The organism is Mycolicibacterium baixiangningiae (assembly GCF_016313185.1).
GTDB classification, from domain to species: Bacteria; Actinomycetota; Actinomycetes; order Mycobacteriales; family Mycobacteriaceae; genus Mycobacterium; species Mycobacterium baixiangningiae.
Genome location: NZ_CP066218.1, coordinates 3,727,682 through 3,747,909, shown reverse-complemented (window position 1 = coordinate 3,747,909; position 20,228 = coordinate 3,727,682). Strand labels below are relative to the sequence as shown.

Here is a 20,228-nt window from a genome sequence, read left to right as displayed (position 1 = left end):
CGCAGAGATCAGGAGACCTCCTCGAGCCGCCCACCAGTCTCGTCGACCTGCTTGATCGGGCCGGTGAACCACTTCTTGACCGACAGGTGCCAGTAGATGAAGAGCAGGAGCAGCACGCCACCGACCAGCAGCGGGGTGTAGTTGACGAACTTCCACTCGAAGCTCGGATCCCACGGCATACCGCCCAGCGACGTCGGGAACATCGCGATCACCGCGGTGATGACGATCTCGACGATCGCGACCGGAGCCATCCACTTGTAATGGCCACGCAGGTTCCACCGCCCCACCTCGAACCGGTCGCCGAGCTTCCACCGGTAGTAGATCGGGACCGCGAAACACAGGTAGAGCCCGACGACACCGATCGACACCACCGCGAAGAACGCGACCGGCACCGGTGCGCCGTTGATGTCCACCTCGACCAGCGCGGGCAGGGTGATGACGGCCGCCAGCACCGCGGTCACGACCACCCCGTTGGCCGGGACGCGTTTGGCGCTCACCTTCGACCACAGCTGGTGGCCGGGCACCGCGCGGTCGCGGCTGAACGCGAACAACATCCGCGAGGCGCTGGTCTGGCACGCGGTCGTGCAGAAGAACTGTCCCGCGGTGGAGATCAGCAGCACGATCGCGACCCACTTGGAGTCCATCGCCTGGTTGAAGATCGTCACCACCGCGCCGCCGCCCGCGGACACCTCGTCGGCGTCCTGCACCGCGAACAGGAAGGTCAGCAGCAGGATCCAGCCGCCGATCGCGGAGTAGAAGATGGACCGCCAGATGCCCTTGGCGGCGCCGTCGGCCGCGCTCTTGGTCTCCTCTGACAGGTGAGCCGACGCGTCGTATCCGGTGATCGTGTACTGAGTGAGGATCGCCGAGATCGGCAGCACGAACAGCAGCCAGCCGATGCCGGACGTCTCGCCGCCGAACATGCCGCTGTTGTTCACCGTGCGGGCGAAGACCTCGCCGAAGGTGGCGTGCTGTTCGGGGATCAGCCACAGGATCGCCACCACGGCGACCGCGCCCGCGACATGCCACCAGACGGAGATGTTGTTGATGACCGCCAGCAGATGGCTCGAGAAGATGTTGATGGTCGCCGAGGCCGCCAGGATCATCACGAACATGATGAACGTTCGGGTGAGGCTGTAGCCGGCCAGCCAGCCCTCGCTGAAGGTGCCCAGCGTCAGGTCGAGGAACGTGGCACAGCCGTACGACACCGACGCCAGGATGGCGATGAGCCCGATCAGGTTCAGCCACCCGGTGTAGAAGCCGGCCTTCGGTCCGCCCAGTTTGGCTGCCCACCAATAGATTCCGCCGGAGGTGGGGAATGCCGAAACGAGCTCGGACATGCAGAGGCCGATGATGAGGATGAAAGCCGAGACGATCGGCCAGCCCCACGCGATCGCGGCGGGGCCACCGTTGTTCCAGCCCAGGCCGAATGAGGTGAAACAGCCGGCCAGGATCGAGATGATCGAGAACGAGATGGCGAAGTTGGAGAAGCCCGACCAGGAGCGTTGCAGCTCCTGGACGTAACCGAGCCTCGCGAGGTGTTGCTCGTCGTCGTCGAGATGTTCATGACCCTCGGGCACTCTGGTCCTCCTTCGAACCTCGAGTAGGGCGGTCTGCATCCGCCGCAGTAGGCAGCATAAGATCCCAAAGGTCTGGTGTCCTACCTTTGCAAAATAGCGATCGTGTAAATCTCTTGGTGAACATCCGGCAGAACGCTGGGTAATGGTCGGCTTCACGTTCAGAAGTGAAGCCCGTCGGAAAGGTGCACGCATGGGGGCCGTAACCGGCATGTTGGCGCAGGCCGACCTCGAACGCATGGTGTCCGAACGCGAGATCGACACGGTCATCGTCGCGTTCACCGATATGCAGGGCAGGCTCACCGGGAAGCGGGTGTCCGCCCGGTTGTTCGTCGAGGACATCGCCGCCCACGGGGCGGAGTGCTGCAACTACCTGCTGGCCGTCGACGTGGAGAACAACACCGTCGACGGCTACACCATGTCCAGCTGGGAGACCGGCTACGGCGACATGGTGATGACGCCCGATTTCGACACCCTGCGGGTGATTCCGTGGCTGCCGGCCACCGCGCTGGTGATGGCCGACCTGTCGTGGACCGACGGCCGGCCGGTCACCCAGGCACCGCGCAGCATCCTCAACCGCCAGATCGAGCGGCTGGCGGAGAAGGGCCTGGTGCCCTACGCCGCCACCGAACTCGAGTTCATCGTGTTCGACGATTCCTTCCGCTCGGCATGGGCCGCGGGGTACAAGGGCCTCACGCCCGCCACGGACTACAACATCGACTACGCGATGTTGGCCTCGACGCGCATGGAACCACTGCTACGCGACATCCGGCTCGGTATGGACGGTGCCGGCATGTACTGCGAAGGCGTCAAGGGGGAGTGCAACTTCGGCCAGCAGGAGATCGGGTTCCGCTACGACCACGCGCGGATCACCTGCGACAACCACACCATTTACAAGAACGGCGCCAAAGAAATCGCCGACCAGCACGGCAAGAGCCTCACGTTCATGGCGAAATTCGATGAGCGGGAAGGCAACAGCTGCCACATCCACATCTCGCTGCGCGGTGAGGACGGCAGTGCGGTGTTCGCCGACGACAGCGCCGAGGACGGGATGTCGCCGCTGTTCCGCAGCTTCATCGCCGGCCAGCTCGCCACCATGCGTGAGCTGTCCCTGTGCTACGCGCCGAACATCAACTCCTACAAGCGGTTCGCCGAAGGGAGCTTCGCGCCCACCGCGGTCGCGTGGGGGTTCGACAACCGGACGTGCTCGTTGCGCGTCGTCGGCCACGGCGCCGGGATGCGCCTGGAGAACCGCGCGCCTGGCGGAGACGTCAACCAGTACCTCGCGGTGTCGGCGTTGATTGCCGGCGGCCTCTACGGCATCGAGAACGAACTCGAACTGCCGGAACCGGTGTCAGGCAACGCCTACACCAGTGGCGCCGAACGGCTGCCGACCACGCTGGGCGAGGCGGCCGAGTTGTTCGAGCGCTCCGAGGTGGCCCGTGCGGCCTTCGGCGACGACGTCGTCGAGCACTACCTCAACTATGCGCGCGTGGAACTCAAGGCCTACAACGCCGCGGTGACCGACTGGGAACGGGTGCGTGGCTTTGAGCGGCTCTGATCTATCCCGGCGCCCCGTGCTGGGCATGACCACCTATCTGCAACAGGCGCAGACCGGCGTGTGGGACGTGAACGCCAGCTTCCTGCCCGCGATCTACTTCCAGGGGGTGAACCTCGCCGGCGGCGTCGTCGTGCTGTTGCCGCCACAACCGGTGGACTCCGGTGCGGCGGCGCGGGTACTCGACGGCCTCGACGGATTGATCATCACCGGCGGCAAGGATGTCGACCCGGCCCGTTACGGCCAGGATCCGCACCCCACCACCGACGAGCCCGACCGGACCCGCGACGCGTGGGAGTTCGCGCTGCTCGACGAGGCGCTGCGGCGCAGTGTCCCGGTCCTGGGGATCTGCCGCGGGGCACAGGTGCTCAACGTCGCGCTGGGCGGCACACTGATCCAGCATCTGCCCGACGTGATCGGCCACACCCACCACCAGAAGGGTGCCGCGGAGTTCGGCACGTCGGCGGTGTGGACCGAACCCGGCACCCGGCTGGCGGAGCTGATCGGGGAGTCCTCGGACGCCCAGTGCTACCACCACCAGGCGATCGACCGCGTCGGTGACGGCCTGATCGTCAGCGCCCGCGACGACGACGGGGTGATCGAGGCGGTCGAACTGGACCGTCGGAGCCATCCGGGCCACTGGGTCGTGGCAGTGCAATGGCATCCCGAAGAACGACTCGACGATCTGCGGTTGTTCGCCGCGGCCGTGGCGGCCGCGAATCACTATGCGATGGAAAGGGTACGAACGTGACCTCCTGTGAGGTGATCAACCCGGCGACCGAGGAGGTGCTGCGGTCGATCGAACTCGTCGACGTCGAGGGCGTCGACGATGCGGTGGCGCGGGCGAAGTCGGCGCAGCGGACGTGGGCGCGGTTGGCGCCGGCCGAACGTGCGGCGGCGCTGCGCTCCTTCGCGGCCGTGGTCGACGCGCACATCGACGAGTTGGCCGCCCTGGAGGTCGCCAACTCCGGTCATCCGATCGGCAGCGCCGAATGGGAGGCCGGGCACGTCCGCGACGTGTTGCAGTACTACGCGGCTTCCCCGGAACGGCTGTGCGGCAAACAGATTCCCGTGGCCGGCGGGCTGGACGTGACGTTCAACGAGCCGCTCGGTGTGGTGGGTGTGATCACTCCGTGGAACTTCCCGATGACGATCGCGGCGTGGGGTTTCGCGCCGGCGCTCGCCGCGGGGAACGCGGTGGTCCTCAAACCCGCGGAGTGGACGCCGTTGACATCGATCCGGCTCGGCGAGCTCGCGGTCGAGGCGGGTCTGCCCGAGGGTCTGTTCTGCGTGCTGCCCGGTGAAGGGCCGGTGGTCGGCGAGCGGTTCGTCACCCATCCCGATGTCCGCAAGATCGTGTTCACCGGGTCGACCGAAGTGGGCACCCGGGTGATGGCCGGGGCTGCCGCACAGGTCAAGCGGGTCACGCTGGAGTTGGGCGGCAAGAGCGCCAACATCGTCTTCGACGACTGCGATCTGGAGAAGGCCGCCGCCACCGCGCCCTACGGGGTGTTCGACAACGCCGGGCAGGATTGCTGCGCGCGCAGCCGGATCCTCGTGCAGCGCAACGTCTACGACCGGTTCATGGAACTGCTCGAACCGGCCGTCAAGGGTGTGGTGGTCGGCGACCCGACATCGCGCGACACCGAGATGGGCCCGCTGGTCAGCAAGAAACACTGGGAGTCCGTCGCGTCCTACGTACCCGACGACGCACCGGTCGCCTTCCGTGGCGAGGCGCCCGCGGGTCGCGGGTACTGGTTCGCACCGACGGTGCTCACCCCGCAGCGCACCGACCGCGCCGTCGCCGAGGAGATCTTCGGACCGGTGGTGACGGTGCTGCCGTTCGACGACGAGGCGGACGCGATCGCCTTCGCCAACGACACCCCGTACGGACTGTCCGGTTCCATCTGGACCGACAACGTGTCGCGCGCGCTGCGCGTCTCGCGGGCATTGGAAGCCGGGAACCTGTCGGTGAATTCGCATTCCTCTGTCCGGTACACCACACCCTTCGGGGGCTTCAAGCAGTCGGGACTGGGCCGCGAACTCGGACCCGACGCCCCGCTGTCCTTCACCGAAACCAAGAACGTGTTCATAGCAGTCACAGATGCGATCGGAGAGAATGCATGACCCAGGTGGACCTGACCCAGCGGATGGCCGGCAAGGTCGCCGTGATCACGGGCGGTGCCAGCGGCATCGGCCTGGCCACGGCCAAGCGGATGAAGGCCGAGGGCGCCAGGATCGTCATCGGTGACATCGACCCGGCCACCGGCAAATCCGTCGCCGACGACCTCAACGGGATCTTCGTCCCCGTCGACGTCTCGGATCAGGCGGCCGTCGACACCCTGTTCGACACCGCCGCCGAAACCTACGGTTCGGTGGACGTCGCGTTCAACAACGCCGGCATCAGCCCGCCCGAGGACGACCTCATCGAGAACACCGGCATCGACGCCTGGCAGCGGGTGCAGGACATCAACCTCAAGTCGGTGTTCTTCTGTTGCAAGGCCGCGTTGCGCCACATGGTGCCCCAGCAGAAGGGGTCGATCATCAACACCGCGTCGTTCGTCGCGGTCATGGGTTCGGCCACCTCGCAGATCTCCTACACCGCCTCCAAAGGCGGCGTGCTGGCAATGTCCCGCGAACTCGGCGTGCAGTACGCCCGCCAGGGCATCCGGGTCAACGCGCTGTGCCCCGGACCGGTGAACACCCCGCTGCTGCAGGAGCTGTTCGCCAAGGATCCGGAGCGGGCCGCTCGCCGGCTCGTGCACATCCCGCTCGGGCGCTTCGCCGAACCGGATGAACTCGCAGCGGCGGTCGCGTTCCTGGCCAGTGACGACTCGTCGTTCATCACCGGGTCGTCGTTCCTCGTCGACGGCGGCATCAGCTCGGCGTACGTGACACCGCTGTAGCCGTCACGGTCATGGTCCCCGCACCGGAACCTCAGCCCGCCGGCGAACGCCCCGCCGCGGAGCCGGCGGCTGAGGTCCTGCTGCGCCCGGTGCGGCTCGGCAACGCGTTCGAGGACACCGTCGGCCGGTTGTTGGAGACGATCCGGCTGGGCATGCTCGGCCCGGGTGAGTCGCTGCCGCCGGAGCGCGAACTGGCCGCACGTCTCGGGGTCAGCCGCGACACGGTGCGGGAGGCCATCAAATCCCTGGCAGACGCCGGATACCTGGTGTCGCGCCGCGGTCGCTACGGCGGCACCTTCCTCGCCGACGAACTGCCCCGGCACCCGCGCGAGGACCGTGGGCTGTCCGGCGACGAGATCGACGATGCGTTGCGGTTGCGCGAGATCCTCGAGGTCGGCGCCGCCCGGATGGCGGCCGGCCGCACGCTGACCGCGGCGCAGCGCGAGGAGTTGTGGACCCGGCTGTCCGACGTCCGCGGCGCCGCGCCCGACGACTACCGCAGGCTCGACTCCCGGTTGCACCTGGCCATCGCCGAGGTGGCGGGGTCAGCGTCGCTGGTCCCGCTGGTTGCCGAGAACCGGATGCGACTCAACGCCATGCTCGACCAGATCCCGCTGTTGAAGACCAACATCGCCCACTCCGACGAGCAGCACCACCACATCGTCATCGCCATCCTGGCCGGGGACGCCGATGCGGCGGAGTCGGCGATGCGGGCCCATGTCGCCGGGTCGGCCGCGCTGCTGCACGGCTTCCTGGACTGACGCCAGGTCCCGCGAGGGCACCGGCGGACGACGTGGTGGATTAAGTTGACAGCAGTGGAGCGACCCGGTGATCACAAGCAGGTCGAGCGGGCGACCTCGGCGCTGGCCGACGTCGACACCGGTGGCTGGACGCAGCGTTTCGACCTGCTGTCCGACCCGCATCGGCTGGAGATCCTGCTCTGCCTGCACCGTGCGCCCGGCATCTGCGTCAGCGATCTGGCCGCCGCCCTCGGCCGTTCGGAGAACGCGGTGTCGCAGGCGCTACGAGTGTTGCGCCAGCAGGGTTGGGTGAGTTCGACCCGCCTGGGCCGGGCGGTCAGCTACCGCCTCGACGACGACATCGTCCACGACCTCCTGCACTGGATCGGCGCCAGGCACGGCTGAGTACTCCTGAACATCTGTTCATCTGGACAGATGTGAAGTGCGGTCCTAGGCTCGGTTGGTGACCCTCGACCACGTCGCCATGCATATGAGCGACGGCATCGTCAACGCGCCCACGTCGCTGCTGTTCGGTGTCATTGCTGTTGCGGCCCTTGGGTTCTGCGTTCTGCGTGCGAGGGCCGAGCTCGACGAACGCGCGGTTCCGCTGGCCGGGCTGGTTGCGGCGTTCGTGTTCGCCGTGCAGATGGTCAACTTCCCGATCCTGCCCGGGGTCAGCGGCCATCTCCTCGGCGGAGCGTTGGCGGCGATCCTCGTCGGCCCCTACACCGGTGCCCTGTGCATTGCGCTGGTGCTCACGGTGCAGTCGTTGTTGTTCGCCGACGGCGGTGTCACCGCACTCGGCACGAACATCACGAACATGGCGGTGATCGGCGTCGCCGCCGGGTACGGCACCGCCGCGTTGCTGTTCGCGATCATCCGCCGCAGGGGCACTGTGACGGTGACGGTGATCGGTGCGATCGCGTTCGTCGCCGCGCTCGTCGGCACCGTCTGTGCGGCAATGGGTTTCGTGCTCGAGTATGCGATGGGCGGCGCGGCGCCGGCATCGCTGGGCGCCGTCCTCGCCTACATGGGCGGTACGCACGCCCTGATCGGGGTGGGGGAGGGCGCCATCACCGCCATCACGGTGGTGGCCGTCGCACGGGTCCGCCCCGACCTGGTCTACCTGCTGCGTCGCGCGCGCGAGACGGTGCCGGCATGAGCGGCCGCCGACTCTTCTGGGTCGCCTTCGCCGCGGTCACCCTCGTCGTCGCCGGCGGTCTGTCGTATGTCGCGAGCGCCAGCCCGGACGGGTTGGACGCCGCCACGTTGCGCGGATGTGAGGTCGTCGAGACCGTCGACGGTGAGTCGCTGACCGGGGACTGCATCGCCCAGCACGCCGAGGAGCACGCGCTGGCCGACTCACCGCTGGCCGACTACACCGTCGGCGGCCGGTCCGGAACCAACGGCGTCGCGGGTGTGGTCGGCGTGATCGTGACCGCCGCCCTCGGGGCTGCGCTGTTCTGGCTCATCGCCCGTAGCCGTCGCAGCAGGAGATAGCCGTGGGTGCGGGCGCGCATCCGCTCTACCGCCACGGTGACTCCGTCGTGCACCGCATGCCGGCCGAGACGAAGATCGTCTGCCTGGTGGCGTTCGTCCTGTCCGTCGTGGCCACCCCGCGTGAACTGGTGTGGCCCTACGTCGCCTACGGGGCGATCGTCGCCGCGATGTGGTGGGCCGCGCGCATCCCGCCGCGCTGGGCGCTACCGAGGATGCTGATCGAGGCGCCGTTCGTGGTGCTCGCGGTGCTGCTGCCGTTCGCCGAGGGCGGTGAGCGCACCGAGGTCGGGGGCGTCTCCCTGTCGATCACCGGCCTCTACGCCGCCTGGGGGATCGTCGCCAAGGGCACCCTCGGTGTCGCCGCCGCGCTGACCGTCGCCGCGACCACCCCGGCGGCCGAACTGCCTGCCGCGCTGAGCCGACTGCGCGTCCCGGCCGTGATGACCTCGGTGCTCGTGCTGATGATCCGCTACATCGACCTCCTGGCCGCCGAGGCCGACCGCATGCGCATCGCCCGCATCTCGCGCGGGGATTCGCCGCGGGCACTGCACCAGGCCGGTGCCGTCGCCAAGGGTGTCGGCGCGCTGTTCCTGCGGTCCTACGAGCGCGGGGAACGGGTCCACCTCGCGATGCTGTCGAGGGGTTTCGACGGCCGCACACCGGATCTGGCCGCGGTCGGCGCGCCGCCACCGGCCGGCAGGGCGCAGTGGGCGGTCGCCCTGTCGCCGGCGGCCGGGGCGGCCGCCGTGGCCGTGGTGGCGTGGGTGGTCTCGTGACCGCACCGGCCGTGCGCATCGAGCAGTTACGGCACGTCTACCCCGACGGCCATGTAGCGCTCGCGGGCGTGGACCTGACGATCGGCGCAGGCGAGCGAGTCGCCGTGCTCGGACCGAACGGGGCGGGCAAGACGACGCTAATGCTGCATCTCAACGGGGTGCTCGAAGCGACGGCCGGCAGTGTGCACATCGGCGGGACACCGGTGCGCCGGGCGACGCTCGCCGACATCCGCAGGCGCGTCGGCCTGGTGTTCCAGGACCCCGACGACCAGCTGTTCATGCCGACGGTTGCCCAGGACGTGGCGTTCGGGCCGGCCAACTTCGGGGTGCGCGGCGAGGAACTGGCCGCGCGGGTGGATCGCGCACTGGCCACCGTGTCCCTCAGCGACGAGGCCGGGCGCAGTCCCACCCACCTCTCGGCGGGGCAGCGCAGGCGTGCCGCGCTGGCGACGGTGCTGGCGTGCGACCCCGAGATCCTCGTACTCGACGAACCATCGGCCAATCTCGACCCGGTCGCCCGCCGCGAACTGGCCGAGACCCTGCTCGCCATCGACGCCACGACCATCATCGTCACCCACGACCTGCCCTACGCCGCGCAGTTGTGCGAGCGCGCGGTCATCGTCGACGCCGGCGTGGTGGTGGCCGACGGGCCGATCGCCGACCTGCTCGCCGACACCGCGCTGCTGGCCGCTCACCGGCTCGAACTGCCGTGGGGGTTCACCGTCCCCGACAAATTCGCTTGACCTCAACTCCGGTTGAGGTGTCAGTCTGCCGGTGTGGGCACGACGATCGATGAAGCGACAGACGACCTCGCCGCACGTTTCACCCGAGACGTGCCGCCCCTGATCGACACCCTCTACCGCGCCGCCCGCCGCTACACGGTCAGCACCGCCGACGCGGAGGACCTGGTGCAGGAGACGCTGACCAAGGCGTACGCGGGCTTTCGGTCCTACACCGACGGAACCAACCTGCGGGCGTGGCTGCTGCGGATCATGACCAACATCTGGATCTCCTCGTACCGCACCGCGCAGCGCCGCCCCGACGAGGTCAGCGCCGACGTCACCGACGCCCAACTCGCCGCCGTCGCAGCGCACACGTCGACCGGGCTGCCCTCCGCCGAACTCGCCGCACTCGAGGCGATGGGTGACGACGAGGTGCGCGCGGCCCTCGCCGAACTGCCCGTCGACCAACGGCTGGTGGTCTTCTATGCCGACGTGGAAGGTATGCGCTACAAGGAGATCGCCGCGATCCTCGACATCCCGCTGGGCACCGTCATGTCGCGGCTGCACCGCGGGCGCACCCGTCTGCGCGCACTGCTCACCGAGGTCGCGACGACGCGCGGATATCTGCACGACGGCGGCTGCGCGGCATGAGGTTCAGTGCCGTCGGGCCGGGGGCCACGGCGGCTCACCGCACAGGGAGAGCAGGGCGTTCTCCACCACCTCGGGCAGCGCGGGATGAATCCAGTACTGGCCGCGCGCCATATCCTGCGCAGGCAGGTCGAACGCCATGGCCTGCACGAGCGGCTGGATGATCGACGACGCCTGGTGGCCCATGATGTGCGCGCCGAGCAGCAGCCCGGTGTCGTCGTCGACGATGAGTTTCGCGAAACCCGAGGTGTCCTCCATCGCCCAGCCGTACGCGACGTCGCTGTAATCCTGGACCTTGCTCCTGATGCGGTAACCCTGTGCCCGCGCCTCGTTCTCGGTGAGACCGACGGAGGCGATCTGGGGTTCGGTGAACACCGCGGACGGCACATTGCGGTGATTGGACGGCATCAGCGCATCGGTGTCGTCCCAGTCGATGAGCAGGTTGTTCCTGACCACCCGGGCTTCGTGATTGGCCACGTGCTTGAGCTGATAGGGCGAGCAGACGTCGCCGAGCGCGAACACGTTGCGTGCAGTGGTCCGTTGGAACTCGTCGACGGTCACCAGGCCGCCCTCGACCGCCACGCCGGCGACATGCGCGTCGAGCAGGTCGCCGTTGGGAACCCGGCCGGTGGCCACGAGCAACACGTCGCCGTGCAGTTCGGACCCGTCGTCGAGACTGAGCGTGACCCCCGACTCGTCGGTGGAGCCGCCGATGATGTTGCGGCGACTGTGGATCTCCCACTTCTTGCCCGCGATGTCGGTGAAGCGCTCACAGATCGTGTCGTCGGCGTGGCCGAGCATGGCCGTGCCCCGGATGACGATCGTGACCCGCGATCCGAGGGAGGAGAAGATGTGCGCGAATTCGGCGGCCACGAAACCGCCCCCGGCGATGATGATGTGCTCGGGCAACTCGGCCAGCCGCATGATCGTGTCACTGGTGTGATGGGCGACCCCGCAGTCGGCGATGGCCGGCGGTACGGTCGCGCGCGAGCCCGCCGCGATCACCACCTGGTCGGCGGTGAATTCGTCACCGTCGTCGGTGCGTAGCCGGTACCGGCCGTCGGGAAGCGCGTCGGCGAAACGGGTGTGGCTGGCGAACACCTCGACGTTGGGCGTGGAACGCCGGTAGTGCTCACCGCCGCTGGCCAGCGGGTCGATCCGGCCGAAGACCCGCGACACGATGTCACTCCAGCGCACCCCGTCGACATGGGCGTCGATGCCGAAGCGTGCTGCGTCACGGACATTCTGGGTCACCCCGGCCGAGTAGACGAACATCTTGGTGGGGATGCACCCGACATTGAGGCAGGTGCCGCCGAACATCCCCTCCTCGCAGACGGCGACCTTCTTGTCGACGTAGCGCTCGTCGAGAATCGAGTTGCCCGAACCGGTTCCGATGATCGCGATATCGAAATGCGCCATCTACATTTCCCGTCGCTTCGCTCGCCCCATCCACATCCCCCGTCGCTTCGCTCGCCCCATCCACATCCCCCGTCGCTTCGCTCGCCCCATGTCCGTCATCCCCGTTCGGATCGTTGCGTGGTAGCCGGATGTTCGGCCAGATACCAGTCCAGCCAGCGATCCAGTTCACCGTAGGCCGCACGACGCGGCTCGGCCAGCGAAAGGAACACGTCGTGTTTCGCGTCGGCGATCGGCACGATGGTGCTGCGATTACCGATGCAGCCCGCCCAGCGGGCGATGTGTGCGACGTCGAGGACCGCGTCGCCGCGCTGCATCGTCGCCGGATCGGGCGCCTCGCGCACGCTGTGGTCCGAGCGCAGGATCAGGTTGGGGACGCCGACGTCCAGTCCGCGGTGCAGCCGGGCGTGCCCGCGGCGGATCGCGCGGATCCACCCCGCCGTCACGGGGAAACCGCCGACCGGTTTCCACTCGAGGTCGTAGTCGAACTCGCCCCCGAAGTCCCGGTGCAGTGTGGCGCCGTAACCGCCACCCGGGTTCGGCGACCGCACGATCCGGCGTTTGCCCAGCCGTGAGACTGCGCCGAGTGCGGCCGAGGTGGCCGGGGAGCGCAGCAGCGCCGGTCCCTGCAGATCCAGCCAGGGGCTGTTGAGCACCAGGCCGGCCACGCCGAGTCGCTCGGTCATCCCTCGCCGTCGCAGCCGGTCCAGCCACAGCGACACGATCAGCCCGCCCGCGGAATGCCCGACCACCACGACAGCGGCGCCGTCGGTCTCCTCACCGATGATCTCCAGAGCCTGCTCGAGTTCGCGGTCGTAGCGGGTCAGGTCGGTCGTGAAGTGCGGCGTCTGCGCGCCCCGCCGCGACCGGCCGCATTTGTGCAGGTCCAGCGCGTAGAACGCGAGGCCCCGGGTGGCCAGGTGATCGGCGAGTTCGGTGTGGAAGAAGTAGTCGGTGAACCCGTGCACCAGCAACACCGCGTGGCGCGCATCGGGCTGCGGCCGGCCCCGGCGCACGATCGTCGCGACGAGGTCGCCCTCACCGTCGGGATCGCGTCCCAGCGCAAGGGTGTGCCGCTGGTAGTCCGGCAGCACGTCGGTGTCCCAGCTGCGCACCCGGGAACTCACGGATGTCACCTTAGGCTGCCCGGTGAGCCCGCAGGTCACGGCGGTGAGCGATGGCACAGTCGGCCGCACGATTGGCGGGCACTGCAGCGGGATAACCTGGGACGAGGTAAGCCGTCACAAAGCCGCGACGAAAAGGACCGATGAGCTGGTGTCCGAAACACAGGTAGCCAAAACCGACGTCGTGCTCGTAGGTGCCGGCATCATGAGCGCCACGCTGAGTGTCCTGCTGAAGCTGCTCGAGCCGAACTGGTCGATCACCCTGGTCGAGCGGCTCGACGGCGCGGCGGCCGAGAGTAGCGACCCGTGGAACAACGCGGGCACCGGACACTCCGCGCTGTGCGAGCTCAACTACACCCCGCAGACCGCCAACGGCGGCATCGACATCACCAAAGCGGTGCACGTCAACGAACAGTTCCAGGTCTCGCGGCAGTTCTGGTCCTACGCCGTCGAGAACGAGGTGCTGCCCGACGTCCGCAACTTCATCAACCCCATCCCGCACGTCAGCTTCGTCCAGGGCGCCGAGAACGTGAAGTATCTGCGCGCCCGCTACAACGCGCTCGTCACCAACCCGCTCTTCGGGTCGATGGAGTTCATCGACGATCCCGGCGAATTCGCCCGGCGGTTGCCGCTGATGGCCGATAAGCGAGACTTCTCCGAACCGGTCGGGCTGAACTGGACGCAGGACGGCACCGACGTCGATTTCGGCTCGCTGTCGCGCCAGCTTTTCGGCTACTCGGCGCAGCGCGGGATGACCACCCTGTTCGGACACGAAGTGCGCGATCTGGACAAGCAGTCCGACGGCAGCTGGTCGGTGAAGGTGGTCAACCGCCGCACCGGGGCCAAGCGCAAGCTCAACGCCAAGTTCGTCTTCGTCGGCGCCGGCGGCGGGGCGTTGCCGCTGCTGCAGAAGGCAGGCATCGAGGAGGCCAAGGGCTTCGGCGGCTTTCCCGTCGGCGGAGCGTTCCTGCGCACGAACAACCAGTCGCTGACCGCCGGGCACCAGGCCAAGGTCTACGGGTTGCCGCCGCTCGGCGCGCCCCCGATGTCGGTGCCACACCTGGACACCCGCGTGATCAACAGCAGGTCGTGGCTGCTGTTCGGCCCGTTCGCCGGCTGGTCGCCCAAATTCCTCAAACAGGGCAAGGTCACCGATCTGCCGTTCTCGGTCAAGCCGAACAACCTGACCTCCATGCTCGGTGTCGGGCTCACCGAGATGGGATTGCTCAAGTACCTCATCGGCCAGCTGAGGCTCAGCGCGGCCGACCGCGTCGACGCGTTGCGCGAATTCGCTCCTGGCGCAGTCGATTCCGACTGGGAGCTCGATGTGGCCGGCCAGCGCGTGCAGGTCGTCCGGCGTAAAGGACGCGGGGGGGTGCTGGAATTCGGCACGACCGTGCTGTCCGCCGAGGACGGCAGCATCGCCGGGCTGCTCGGTGCGTCGCCCGGTGCCTCGACGGCGGTGCCCGCGATGCTCGACATCATGGAGCGCTGCTTCGCCGACCGCTACCGCGGCTGGCTACCCAGGCTTCGCGAGATCGTGCCTTCGCTCGGAACTCCGCTGTCCACCGAACCCAAGCTGTTCGAAGAGGTGTGGGCGCACGGCACCAAGGTGCTCAAACTCGACCGCCCGGCGGAGGGTCTCCCGATCGCCGGTCCGGACACCGAGCACCGGGAGCCCGACGCCGCGCGCACAACCGCGGTCACTGCCTGACGTGGTGGGGCGATGACGGTCGCGCTGCGCCGCAACTGGGCCAAGGACCTCGACGCGGCAACCCTGTACGAATTACTCAAACTGCGCGTGGAGGTGTTCGTCGTCGAACAGGCCTGCCCCTATCCCGAACTCGACGGTCGGGACCTGCTGGCCGAGACACGCCACTTCTGGCTCGAGGGCCCCGACGGCGAAGTGATCTCCACGTTGCGGCTGATGGAGGAACATCCCGGCGGTAACAAGGGATTCCGGATCGGTCGTGTGTGCACCAGGCGCGACGCCCGCGGGCACGGGCACACCGCCCGACTGATGCAGGCGGCGCTCGCCGACGTGGGCGACCACCCGTGCCGCATCGACGCGCAGACCTATCTCGAAGCGATGTACGCCCGGCACGGATTCGTCCGCGCCGGAGACGAATTCGTCGAAGACGGCATTTCGCACGTCCCTATGCTGCGCCCGGGATCCGGGACGGCGCACCAGTGACGCCCGCGTATCCGTTCAGCGCGATCGTCGGGCACGACCGGTTGCTCCTCGCCCTGCTGCTGTGCGCGGTGCGACCCGAGATCGGTGGTGTGCTGATCCGCGGCGAGAAGGGGACCGCGAAGTCGACCGCGGTACGCGGACTGGCACAGGTACTCGCCCAGGTCGACGGTGGTGCCCTGGTCGAATTGCCGATCGGTGCCACCGAGGACCGGGTGGTCGGTTCGCTCGACCTTCAGAAGGTGCTGCGCGACGGTGAGCATGCGTTCTCGCCGGGTCTGCTGGCCCGGGCGCACGGCGGGGTGCTCTACGTCGACGAGGTCAACCTGCTGCACGACCACCTGGTCGACGTGCTGCTCGACGCGGCGGCGATGGGTCGCGTGCACATCGAACGCGACGGCATCTCCCACAGCCACGAGGCGCGGTTCGTGCTGATCGGCACCATGAATCCCGAAGAGGGCGAACTACGCCCGCAGTTGCTCGACCGCTTCGGTCTCACGGTGGACGTGGCGGCGAGCCGCGACGTCGACGTCCGCGTCGAGGTGATTCGTCAGCGCATGGCGTTCGAGGCCGATCCGGACGCATTCGCCGACAGCTATGCGCACCACGACACCGACCTGGCCCGCCGGGTCGCCGATGCGCGTGCGCGGGTTCCGTCGGTATCGTTGCCCGACAACGAGTTACGGCGTATCGCGGCGCTGTGTGCGGCTTTCGACGTCGACGGTATGCGCGCCGATCTGGTGGTGGCGCGCACTGCGGTCGCCCACGCGGCATGGCGGGGCGCGGTCGCCGGGGCGAGCGCAGCGACAGGGGATATCACCGTCGGCGAAGACGACATCCGGGTGGCCGCCGAACTCGCACTGCCCCACCGGCGCCGACGGGACCCGTTCGACGATCCCGGCCTGGATCCGGAACGGCTCGACGAAGCGATGGCCCAGGCCGACGAATCCGCGAATCCCCCGGACACCGATCCAGAACCCGACCCCGACTCTCACCCCGACCCACCCGGTGGTGGGAACGCCACCGAATCCTCGGGGTCCGCTGTGCCGCAGAAGAAACCGTCGACCCAGACCCGCGACAGCGGTGCACCGTCGGCGGCGTTCAAGACCAAGACGCTGGTGGTGCCCGGGGTGGGGGAGGGCGCACCGGGACGGCGCTCACGGGCCCGCAACCGCACCGGCACCGTCGTGGCGTCGACCCCGGACGCCGAGACCGGACACGGGCTGCACGTCTTCGGCACGCTGCTCGCGGCCGCGGAGAACCAGCGCGTGCCGGGCCGCCCCCGGCCGCGGGTGCAGGACGTGCGCCGCGCCGTGCGCGAAGGTCACGAGGGCAACCTCGTGGTCTTCGTCGTCGACGCCTCGGGCTCGATGGCCGCACGCGACCGGATGGCGGCGGTCGGCGGCGCCACCCTGTCACTGCTGCGCGACGCCTACCAGCGCCGCGACAAAGTCGCCGTGATCACGTTCCGTCAGCGACAGGCCACGCTGCTGCTGCCGCCCACGACGTCGGTGTACATCGCCAGCCGCCGGCTGTCGCGATTCGACACCGGTGGGAAGACCCCGCTGGCGGAGGGTCTGCTGGCCGCCCGCGACGTCGTCGTGCGGGAGAAGGCCCGCGACCGCGCCCGTCGCTGCCTGGTCGTCGTGCTGACTGACGGCCGCGCCACCGGGGGACCGGACCCGTTGGGCCGCACCCGTCAGGCCGCCGCCCGCCTGGTGGCCGAGGGCGCTGCCGCCGTCGTCGTCGACTGCGAGACCTCGCTGGTGCGGCTCGGCCTCGCCGAGGAACTCGCCACCGCGCTGCGCGGACCCGCCGTCCGCCTGGCCCACCTGCGCGCCGACGATCTCACCCGGCTGGTCACCCAGACCGACCGCAACGCCGCCTAACGGAGGAATCCATGCCGCAGGGCCGACCTCTGACCGTTCCCGACGACGGGCTCACCACGCGCGCCCGGCGTAACGCGCCACTGCTGGCCGTGCACACCGGGGCGGGTAAGGGCAAGTCGACGGCCGCGTTCGGGATGGCGCTGCGCGCGTGGAACCAGGGTTTCGACATCGCGGTGTTCCAGTTCGTCAAGAGCGCGAAATGGAAGGTCGGCGAGGAGGCGGTGTTCGGTGAGCTGGGCCGCCTGCACGACGAACACGGTGCGGGCGGGGCCGTGGAGTGGCACAAGATGGGCTCGGGCTGGTCCTGGTCGCGGCGGCCCGGCAGCGACGACGACCATGCCGCGGCCGCAGCCGACGGGTGGGCCGAGATCGCCCGCCGGCTCGCCGAGGAGCGCCACGACTTCTATGTGCTCGACGAATTCACCTACCCCCTCAAGTGGGGGTGGGTAGACGTCGACGACGTGGTCGAGGTGCTCCGGTCGCGGCCGGGCAGGCAGCACGTCGTCATCACCGGCCGCGACGCACCGCAGGCCCTTGTCGACGCCGCCGATCTGGTGACCGAGATGACCAAGGTCAAACACCCGATGGATGCCGGACGCAAAGGTCAGAAGGGCATCGAGTGGTGACGCCCGCCGTCGTGATCGCCGCGCCCGCCTCGGGTAGCGGGAAGACCACCGTGGCAACGGGTTTGATGGGGGCGCTACGCCGCGCCGGTCAGCGGGTGGCGCCGTTCAAGGTTGGCCCGGACTTCATCGACCCCGGCTACCACGCCCTGGCGACCGGACGTCCGGGACGCAACCTCGACCCCGTCCTCGTCGGCGAGGATCTGATCGGACCGCTGTACGCGCACGGCGCCGCAGGCAGTGACATCGCCGTCGTCGAAGGTGTCATGGGTCTGTTCGACGGGCGTATCGGAGACCGGATGACCGGGCCCGCAACGGGTTCCACCGCGCAGGTGGCAGGCCTGCTCGGCGCCCCCGTCGTGCTGGTCGTCGATGCCCGCGGGCAGAGCCACAGCATCGCCGCTCTGCTGCACGGGTTCTCCACCTTCGACCCGCACACCCGTATCGCCGGAGTCGTGCTCAACCGGGTGGGCTCACCGCGCCACGACGAGGTGCTGCGACAGGCGTGTGAACACGCCGGGCTGACGGTGTTCGGGTCCATCCCGCGGACCGAGGCGCTGGCCGTCCCGTCCCGCCACCTCGGGCTGATCACCGCGGCCGAGCATGGCCGGGCCGCCCGAGACGCGGTCACCGCGATGACCGAGCTCGTCGCCCGCCACGTCGATCTCGACGTCGTCGTCGGCTGCGCGCGCGCGACCGTCGCCGGCACACCGTGGAGCCCGCACGTCGCCGAATCCACCGAATCGGGTGTGACCGTCGCGCTGGCCGCCGGGAAAGCCTTCACCTTCGGCTATGCCGAGCACAGCGAACTGCTGCGCGCGGCCGGTGCCGAGGTGGTCGAGTTCGACCCGATGACCGACCGCCTGCCCCCGGACACCTCGGCACTGGTGATACCGGGCGGGTTCCCCGAACAGCACGCCGCCGACCTGTCCGCGAACACCGCTGTGCGCCAACAGATCGCGCACCTGGCCGCGGCGGGCGCCCCGGTCCACGCGGAATGCGCGGGCCTGACCTACCTGGTCGACGACCTCGACGGCCGCCCCATGTGCGGGGTGCTGTCGGGTTCGGCCCGGTTCACCGAACGCCTCACACTGGGTTACCGCCAGGCCGTCGCGGCCGCCGACTCCACGCTGCACCGCGCCGGGGAGCGCGTCATCGGGCACGAGTTCCACCGCACCGCGGTCACATTCACCGACCGGTACGAGCCGGCGTGGCAATTCGCGGGCCGGGCCGGCGGGCCGGTTGCCGACGGGGCGGTGCATCGCGGAGTCCACGCCGGCTACCTGCACACCCACCCGGCCGCCCACCCGCAGGCGATCGCCCGCTTCGTGGCGTCGGCCGCACGCTCTAAGCTCGCCGGGTGACCGATAACGCGTACCTCGTCGGCCTACGCCTCACCGGCAGGAAGGTCGTCATCGTCGGTGGGGGAACGGTCGCACAACGCCGGCTGCCGCTGCTGATCGCGAACGGCGCCGACGTGCACGTCATCGCCCGCGCCGCCACGCCCGCCGTCGAGGCTATGGCGGGAATCACACTGACGCTGCGCGACTTCCGCGTCGGCGACCTCGACGGTGCCTGGTACGTGATCGCCGCGACCGACGATCCCGACGTCAACGCGGCCGTCGTCGCCGAAGCCGAGCGCCGCCACATCTTCTGCGTGCGCGCCGACGTCGCCCGGGAGGGGACCGCCGTCACGCCGGCGTCCTTCGAGTACGAGGGCCTGTCGGTCGGTGTCCTCGCCGGCGGTGAGCACCGCCGTTCGGCGGCCATCCGGTCAGCGATCCACGAGGCTCTCGCGAGCGGACTGATCGCCGGCGACGACCCCGACACCGTGACCACCGGCGTCGCGCTGGTCGGCGGAGGGCCCGGGGACCCGGAACTCATCACCGTGCGCGGGCGCCGGCTGCTCGCCCAGGCCGACGTCGTGGTCGCCGACCGGCTGGCGCCCCAGGAACTGCTCGCCGAACTCCCGCCGCACGTCGAGGTCATCGACGCCGCCAAGATCCCCTACGGCCGGGCCATGGCGCAGGACGCCATCAACCAGGTGCTCATCGACCGCGCCTCGGCGGGCAAGTTCGTCGTCCGCCTCAAGGGCGGTGACCCGTTCGTCTTCGCGCGCGGCTACGAAGAGGTGCTGGCCTGCGCCGAGGCCGGGATCCCTGTCACCGTCGTACCGGGTGTGACCAGCGCCATAGGTGTTCCGGCGCTGGCCGGGGTACCTGTCACCCATCGTCACGTCACACATGAATTCGTGGTGGTCAGCGGACATGTCGCGCCGGACCACCCCGAATCGTTGGTGAATTGGGATGCGCTCGCAGCGCTGACCGGGACGATTGTTTTGCTGATGGCGGTCGAAAGGATCGAACTGTTCACCAAGGCGTTGCTCGACGGCGGACGACCTGCGGAAACTCCGGTTCTCGTGGTGCAGCACGGCACCACGAGCGCACAGCGGACGTTGCGAGCTACGCTGGCTGACGCGCCGGAACGGATGAGCGCCGAGGGTATTCGACCTCCCGCGATCATTGTGATCGGGCCGGTCGCCGCCTTCGGTGGGTAAA

At 69.0% G+C, this 20,228-nt stretch carries 20 protein-coding genes; 17 read left to right on the top strand and 3 right to left on the bottom strand.

Going from position 1 to position 20,228, the window contains the following annotated elements:
- Window positions 1-8: 8 nt before the first annotated feature.
- Window positions 9-1,580, bottom strand: coding sequence for an amino acid permease (locus I7X18_RS17665; RefSeq protein WP_193043354.1), 1,572 nt, complete (start codon window positions 1,578-1,580; stop codon window positions 9-11).
- Between the two features lie 190 nt (window positions 1,581-1,770).
- Between I7X18_RS17665 and I7X18_RS17660 the strand changes: the two genes are divergently transcribed.
- From I7X18_RS17660 to I7X18_RS17610, 11 genes are read left to right on the top strand one after another with little or no spacing between them, the layout of a single operon-like run.
- On the top strand, window positions 1,771-3,138 hold the full coding sequence (locus I7X18_RS17660; RefSeq protein WP_193043353.1) for a glutamine synthetase family protein: 1,368 nt from the start codon (window positions 1,771-1,773) through the stop codon (window positions 3,136-3,138).
- Entirely contained in the window at window positions 3,125-3,886 is a 762-nt protein-coding gene (locus tag I7X18_RS17655; RefSeq protein ID WP_193043352.1) for a gamma-glutamyl-gamma-aminobutyrate hydrolase family protein, read from the top strand. The genes I7X18_RS17660 and I7X18_RS17655 overlap by 14 nt, the downstream gene beginning before the upstream one ends.
- Window positions 3,883-5,262: an aldehyde dehydrogenase family protein gene (locus I7X18_RS17650; protein ID WP_193043351.1), complete on the top strand. Its 1,380-nt coding sequence runs from the start codon at window positions 3,883-3,885 to the stop codon at window positions 5,260-5,262. The genes I7X18_RS17655 and I7X18_RS17650 overlap by 4 nt, the downstream gene beginning before the upstream one ends.
- Window positions 5,259-6,041 (top strand): 3-oxoacyl-ACP reductase, encoded by a 783-nt coding sequence (locus tag I7X18_RS17645; protein WP_193043350.1) that lies wholly within the window; start codon window positions 5,259-5,261, stop codon window positions 6,039-6,041. The genes I7X18_RS17650 and I7X18_RS17645 overlap by 4 nt, the downstream gene beginning before the upstream one ends.
- An 11-nt stretch (window positions 6,042-6,052) precedes the next feature.
- Window positions 6,053-6,802: a FadR/GntR family transcriptional regulator gene (locus I7X18_RS17640; protein ID WP_193043349.1), complete on the top strand. Its 750-nt coding sequence runs from the start codon at window positions 6,053-6,055 to the stop codon at window positions 6,800-6,802.
- A gap of 45 nt (window positions 6,803-6,847) precedes the next feature.
- The gene (locus I7X18_RS17635) at window positions 6,848-7,186 is read left to right on the top strand and encodes an ArsR/SmtB family transcription factor (protein ID WP_226862587.1); all 339 of its coding nucleotides are present in this window, start codon (window positions 6,848-6,850) and stop codon (window positions 7,184-7,186) included.
- 58 nt (window positions 7,187-7,244) lie between these two features.
- Window positions 7,245-7,943: an energy-coupling factor ABC transporter permease gene (locus tag I7X18_RS17630; protein WP_193043347.1), complete on the top strand. Its 699-nt coding sequence runs from the start codon at window positions 7,245-7,247 to the stop codon at window positions 7,941-7,943.
- Window positions 7,940-8,281, top strand: a complete 342-nt coding sequence (locus tag I7X18_RS17625) for a PDGLE domain-containing protein (RefSeq protein ID WP_193043346.1) — start codon at window positions 7,940-7,942, stop codon at window positions 8,279-8,281. The genes I7X18_RS17630 and I7X18_RS17625 overlap by 4 nt, the downstream gene beginning before the upstream one ends.
- A 2-nt stretch (window positions 8,282-8,283) precedes the next feature.
- Window positions 8,284-9,057, top strand: coding sequence for a cobalt ECF transporter T component CbiQ (cbiQ, locus tag I7X18_RS17620; RefSeq protein WP_193043345.1), 774 nt, complete (start codon window positions 8,284-8,286; stop codon window positions 9,055-9,057).
- On the top strand, window positions 9,054-9,800 hold the full coding sequence (locus I7X18_RS17615) for an energy-coupling factor ABC transporter ATP-binding protein (protein ID WP_193043344.1): 747 nt from the start codon (window positions 9,054-9,056) through the stop codon (window positions 9,798-9,800). The genes cbiQ and I7X18_RS17615 overlap by 4 nt, the downstream gene beginning before the upstream one ends.
- A 33-nt stretch (window positions 9,801-9,833) precedes the next feature.
- Window positions 9,834-10,430 (top strand): sigma-70 family RNA polymerase sigma factor, encoded by a 597-nt coding sequence (locus I7X18_RS17610; protein WP_232375266.1) that lies wholly within the window; start codon window positions 9,834-9,836, stop codon window positions 10,428-10,430.
- Between the two features lie 3 nt (window positions 10,431-10,433).
- Here I7X18_RS17610 and mtr read toward each other — a convergent pair whose 3' ends face one another.
- Together mtr and I7X18_RS17600 are read right to left on the bottom strand one after the other, a co-directional pair.
- Window positions 10,434-11,846, bottom strand: coding sequence for a mycothione reductase (mtr, locus tag I7X18_RS17605; protein WP_193043342.1), 1,413 nt, complete (start codon window positions 11,844-11,846; stop codon window positions 10,434-10,436).
- Window positions 11,847-11,941: 95 nt separating this feature from the next.
- Complete coding sequence (locus I7X18_RS17600) at window positions 11,942-12,970, bottom strand: alpha/beta hydrolase (protein ID WP_232375265.1); 1,029 nt, start codon at window positions 12,968-12,970, stop codon at window positions 11,942-11,944.
- Between the two features lie 202 nt (window positions 12,971-13,172).
- Here I7X18_RS17600 and mqo point away from each other — a divergent pair, with 202 nt between their 5' ends.
- From mqo to cobA, 6 genes are read left to right on the top strand one after another with little or no spacing between them, the layout of a single operon-like run.
- Window positions 13,173-14,681, top strand: coding sequence for a malate dehydrogenase (quinone) (gene mqo, locus I7X18_RS17595; protein ID WP_232375264.1), 1,509 nt, complete (start codon window positions 13,173-13,175; stop codon window positions 14,679-14,681).
- Between the two features lie 12 nt (window positions 14,682-14,693).
- Window positions 14,694-15,161, top strand: a complete 468-nt coding sequence (locus I7X18_RS17590) for a GNAT family N-acetyltransferase (RefSeq protein WP_193043340.1) — start codon at window positions 14,694-14,696, stop codon at window positions 15,159-15,161.
- Window positions 15,158-17,047 (top strand): magnesium chelatase subunit D family protein, encoded by a 1,890-nt coding sequence (locus I7X18_RS17585; protein ID WP_193043339.1) that lies wholly within the window; start codon window positions 15,158-15,160, stop codon window positions 17,045-17,047. Before I7X18_RS17590 ends, I7X18_RS17585 begins: the two co-directional genes overlap by 4 nt.
- An 11-nt stretch (window positions 17,048-17,058) precedes the next feature.
- The gene (cobO, locus tag I7X18_RS17580; RefSeq protein WP_193043338.1) at window positions 17,059-17,673 is read left to right on the top strand and encodes a cob(I)yrinic acid a,c-diamide adenosyltransferase; all 615 of its coding nucleotides are present in this window, start codon (window positions 17,059-17,061) and stop codon (window positions 17,671-17,673) included.
- Window positions 17,667-19,034, top strand: coding sequence for a cobyrinic acid a,c-diamide synthase CobB (locus tag I7X18_RS17575; protein ID WP_193043337.1), 1,368 nt, complete (start codon window positions 17,667-17,669; stop codon window positions 19,032-19,034). Before cobO ends, I7X18_RS17575 begins: the two co-directional genes overlap by 7 nt.
- Window positions 19,031-20,227, top strand: a complete 1,197-nt coding sequence (gene cobA, locus I7X18_RS17570) for a uroporphyrinogen-III C-methyltransferase (RefSeq protein WP_193043336.1) — start codon at window positions 19,031-19,033, stop codon at window positions 20,225-20,227. Before I7X18_RS17575 ends, cobA begins: the two co-directional genes overlap by 4 nt.
- Window position 20,228 lies beyond the last annotated feature (1 nt).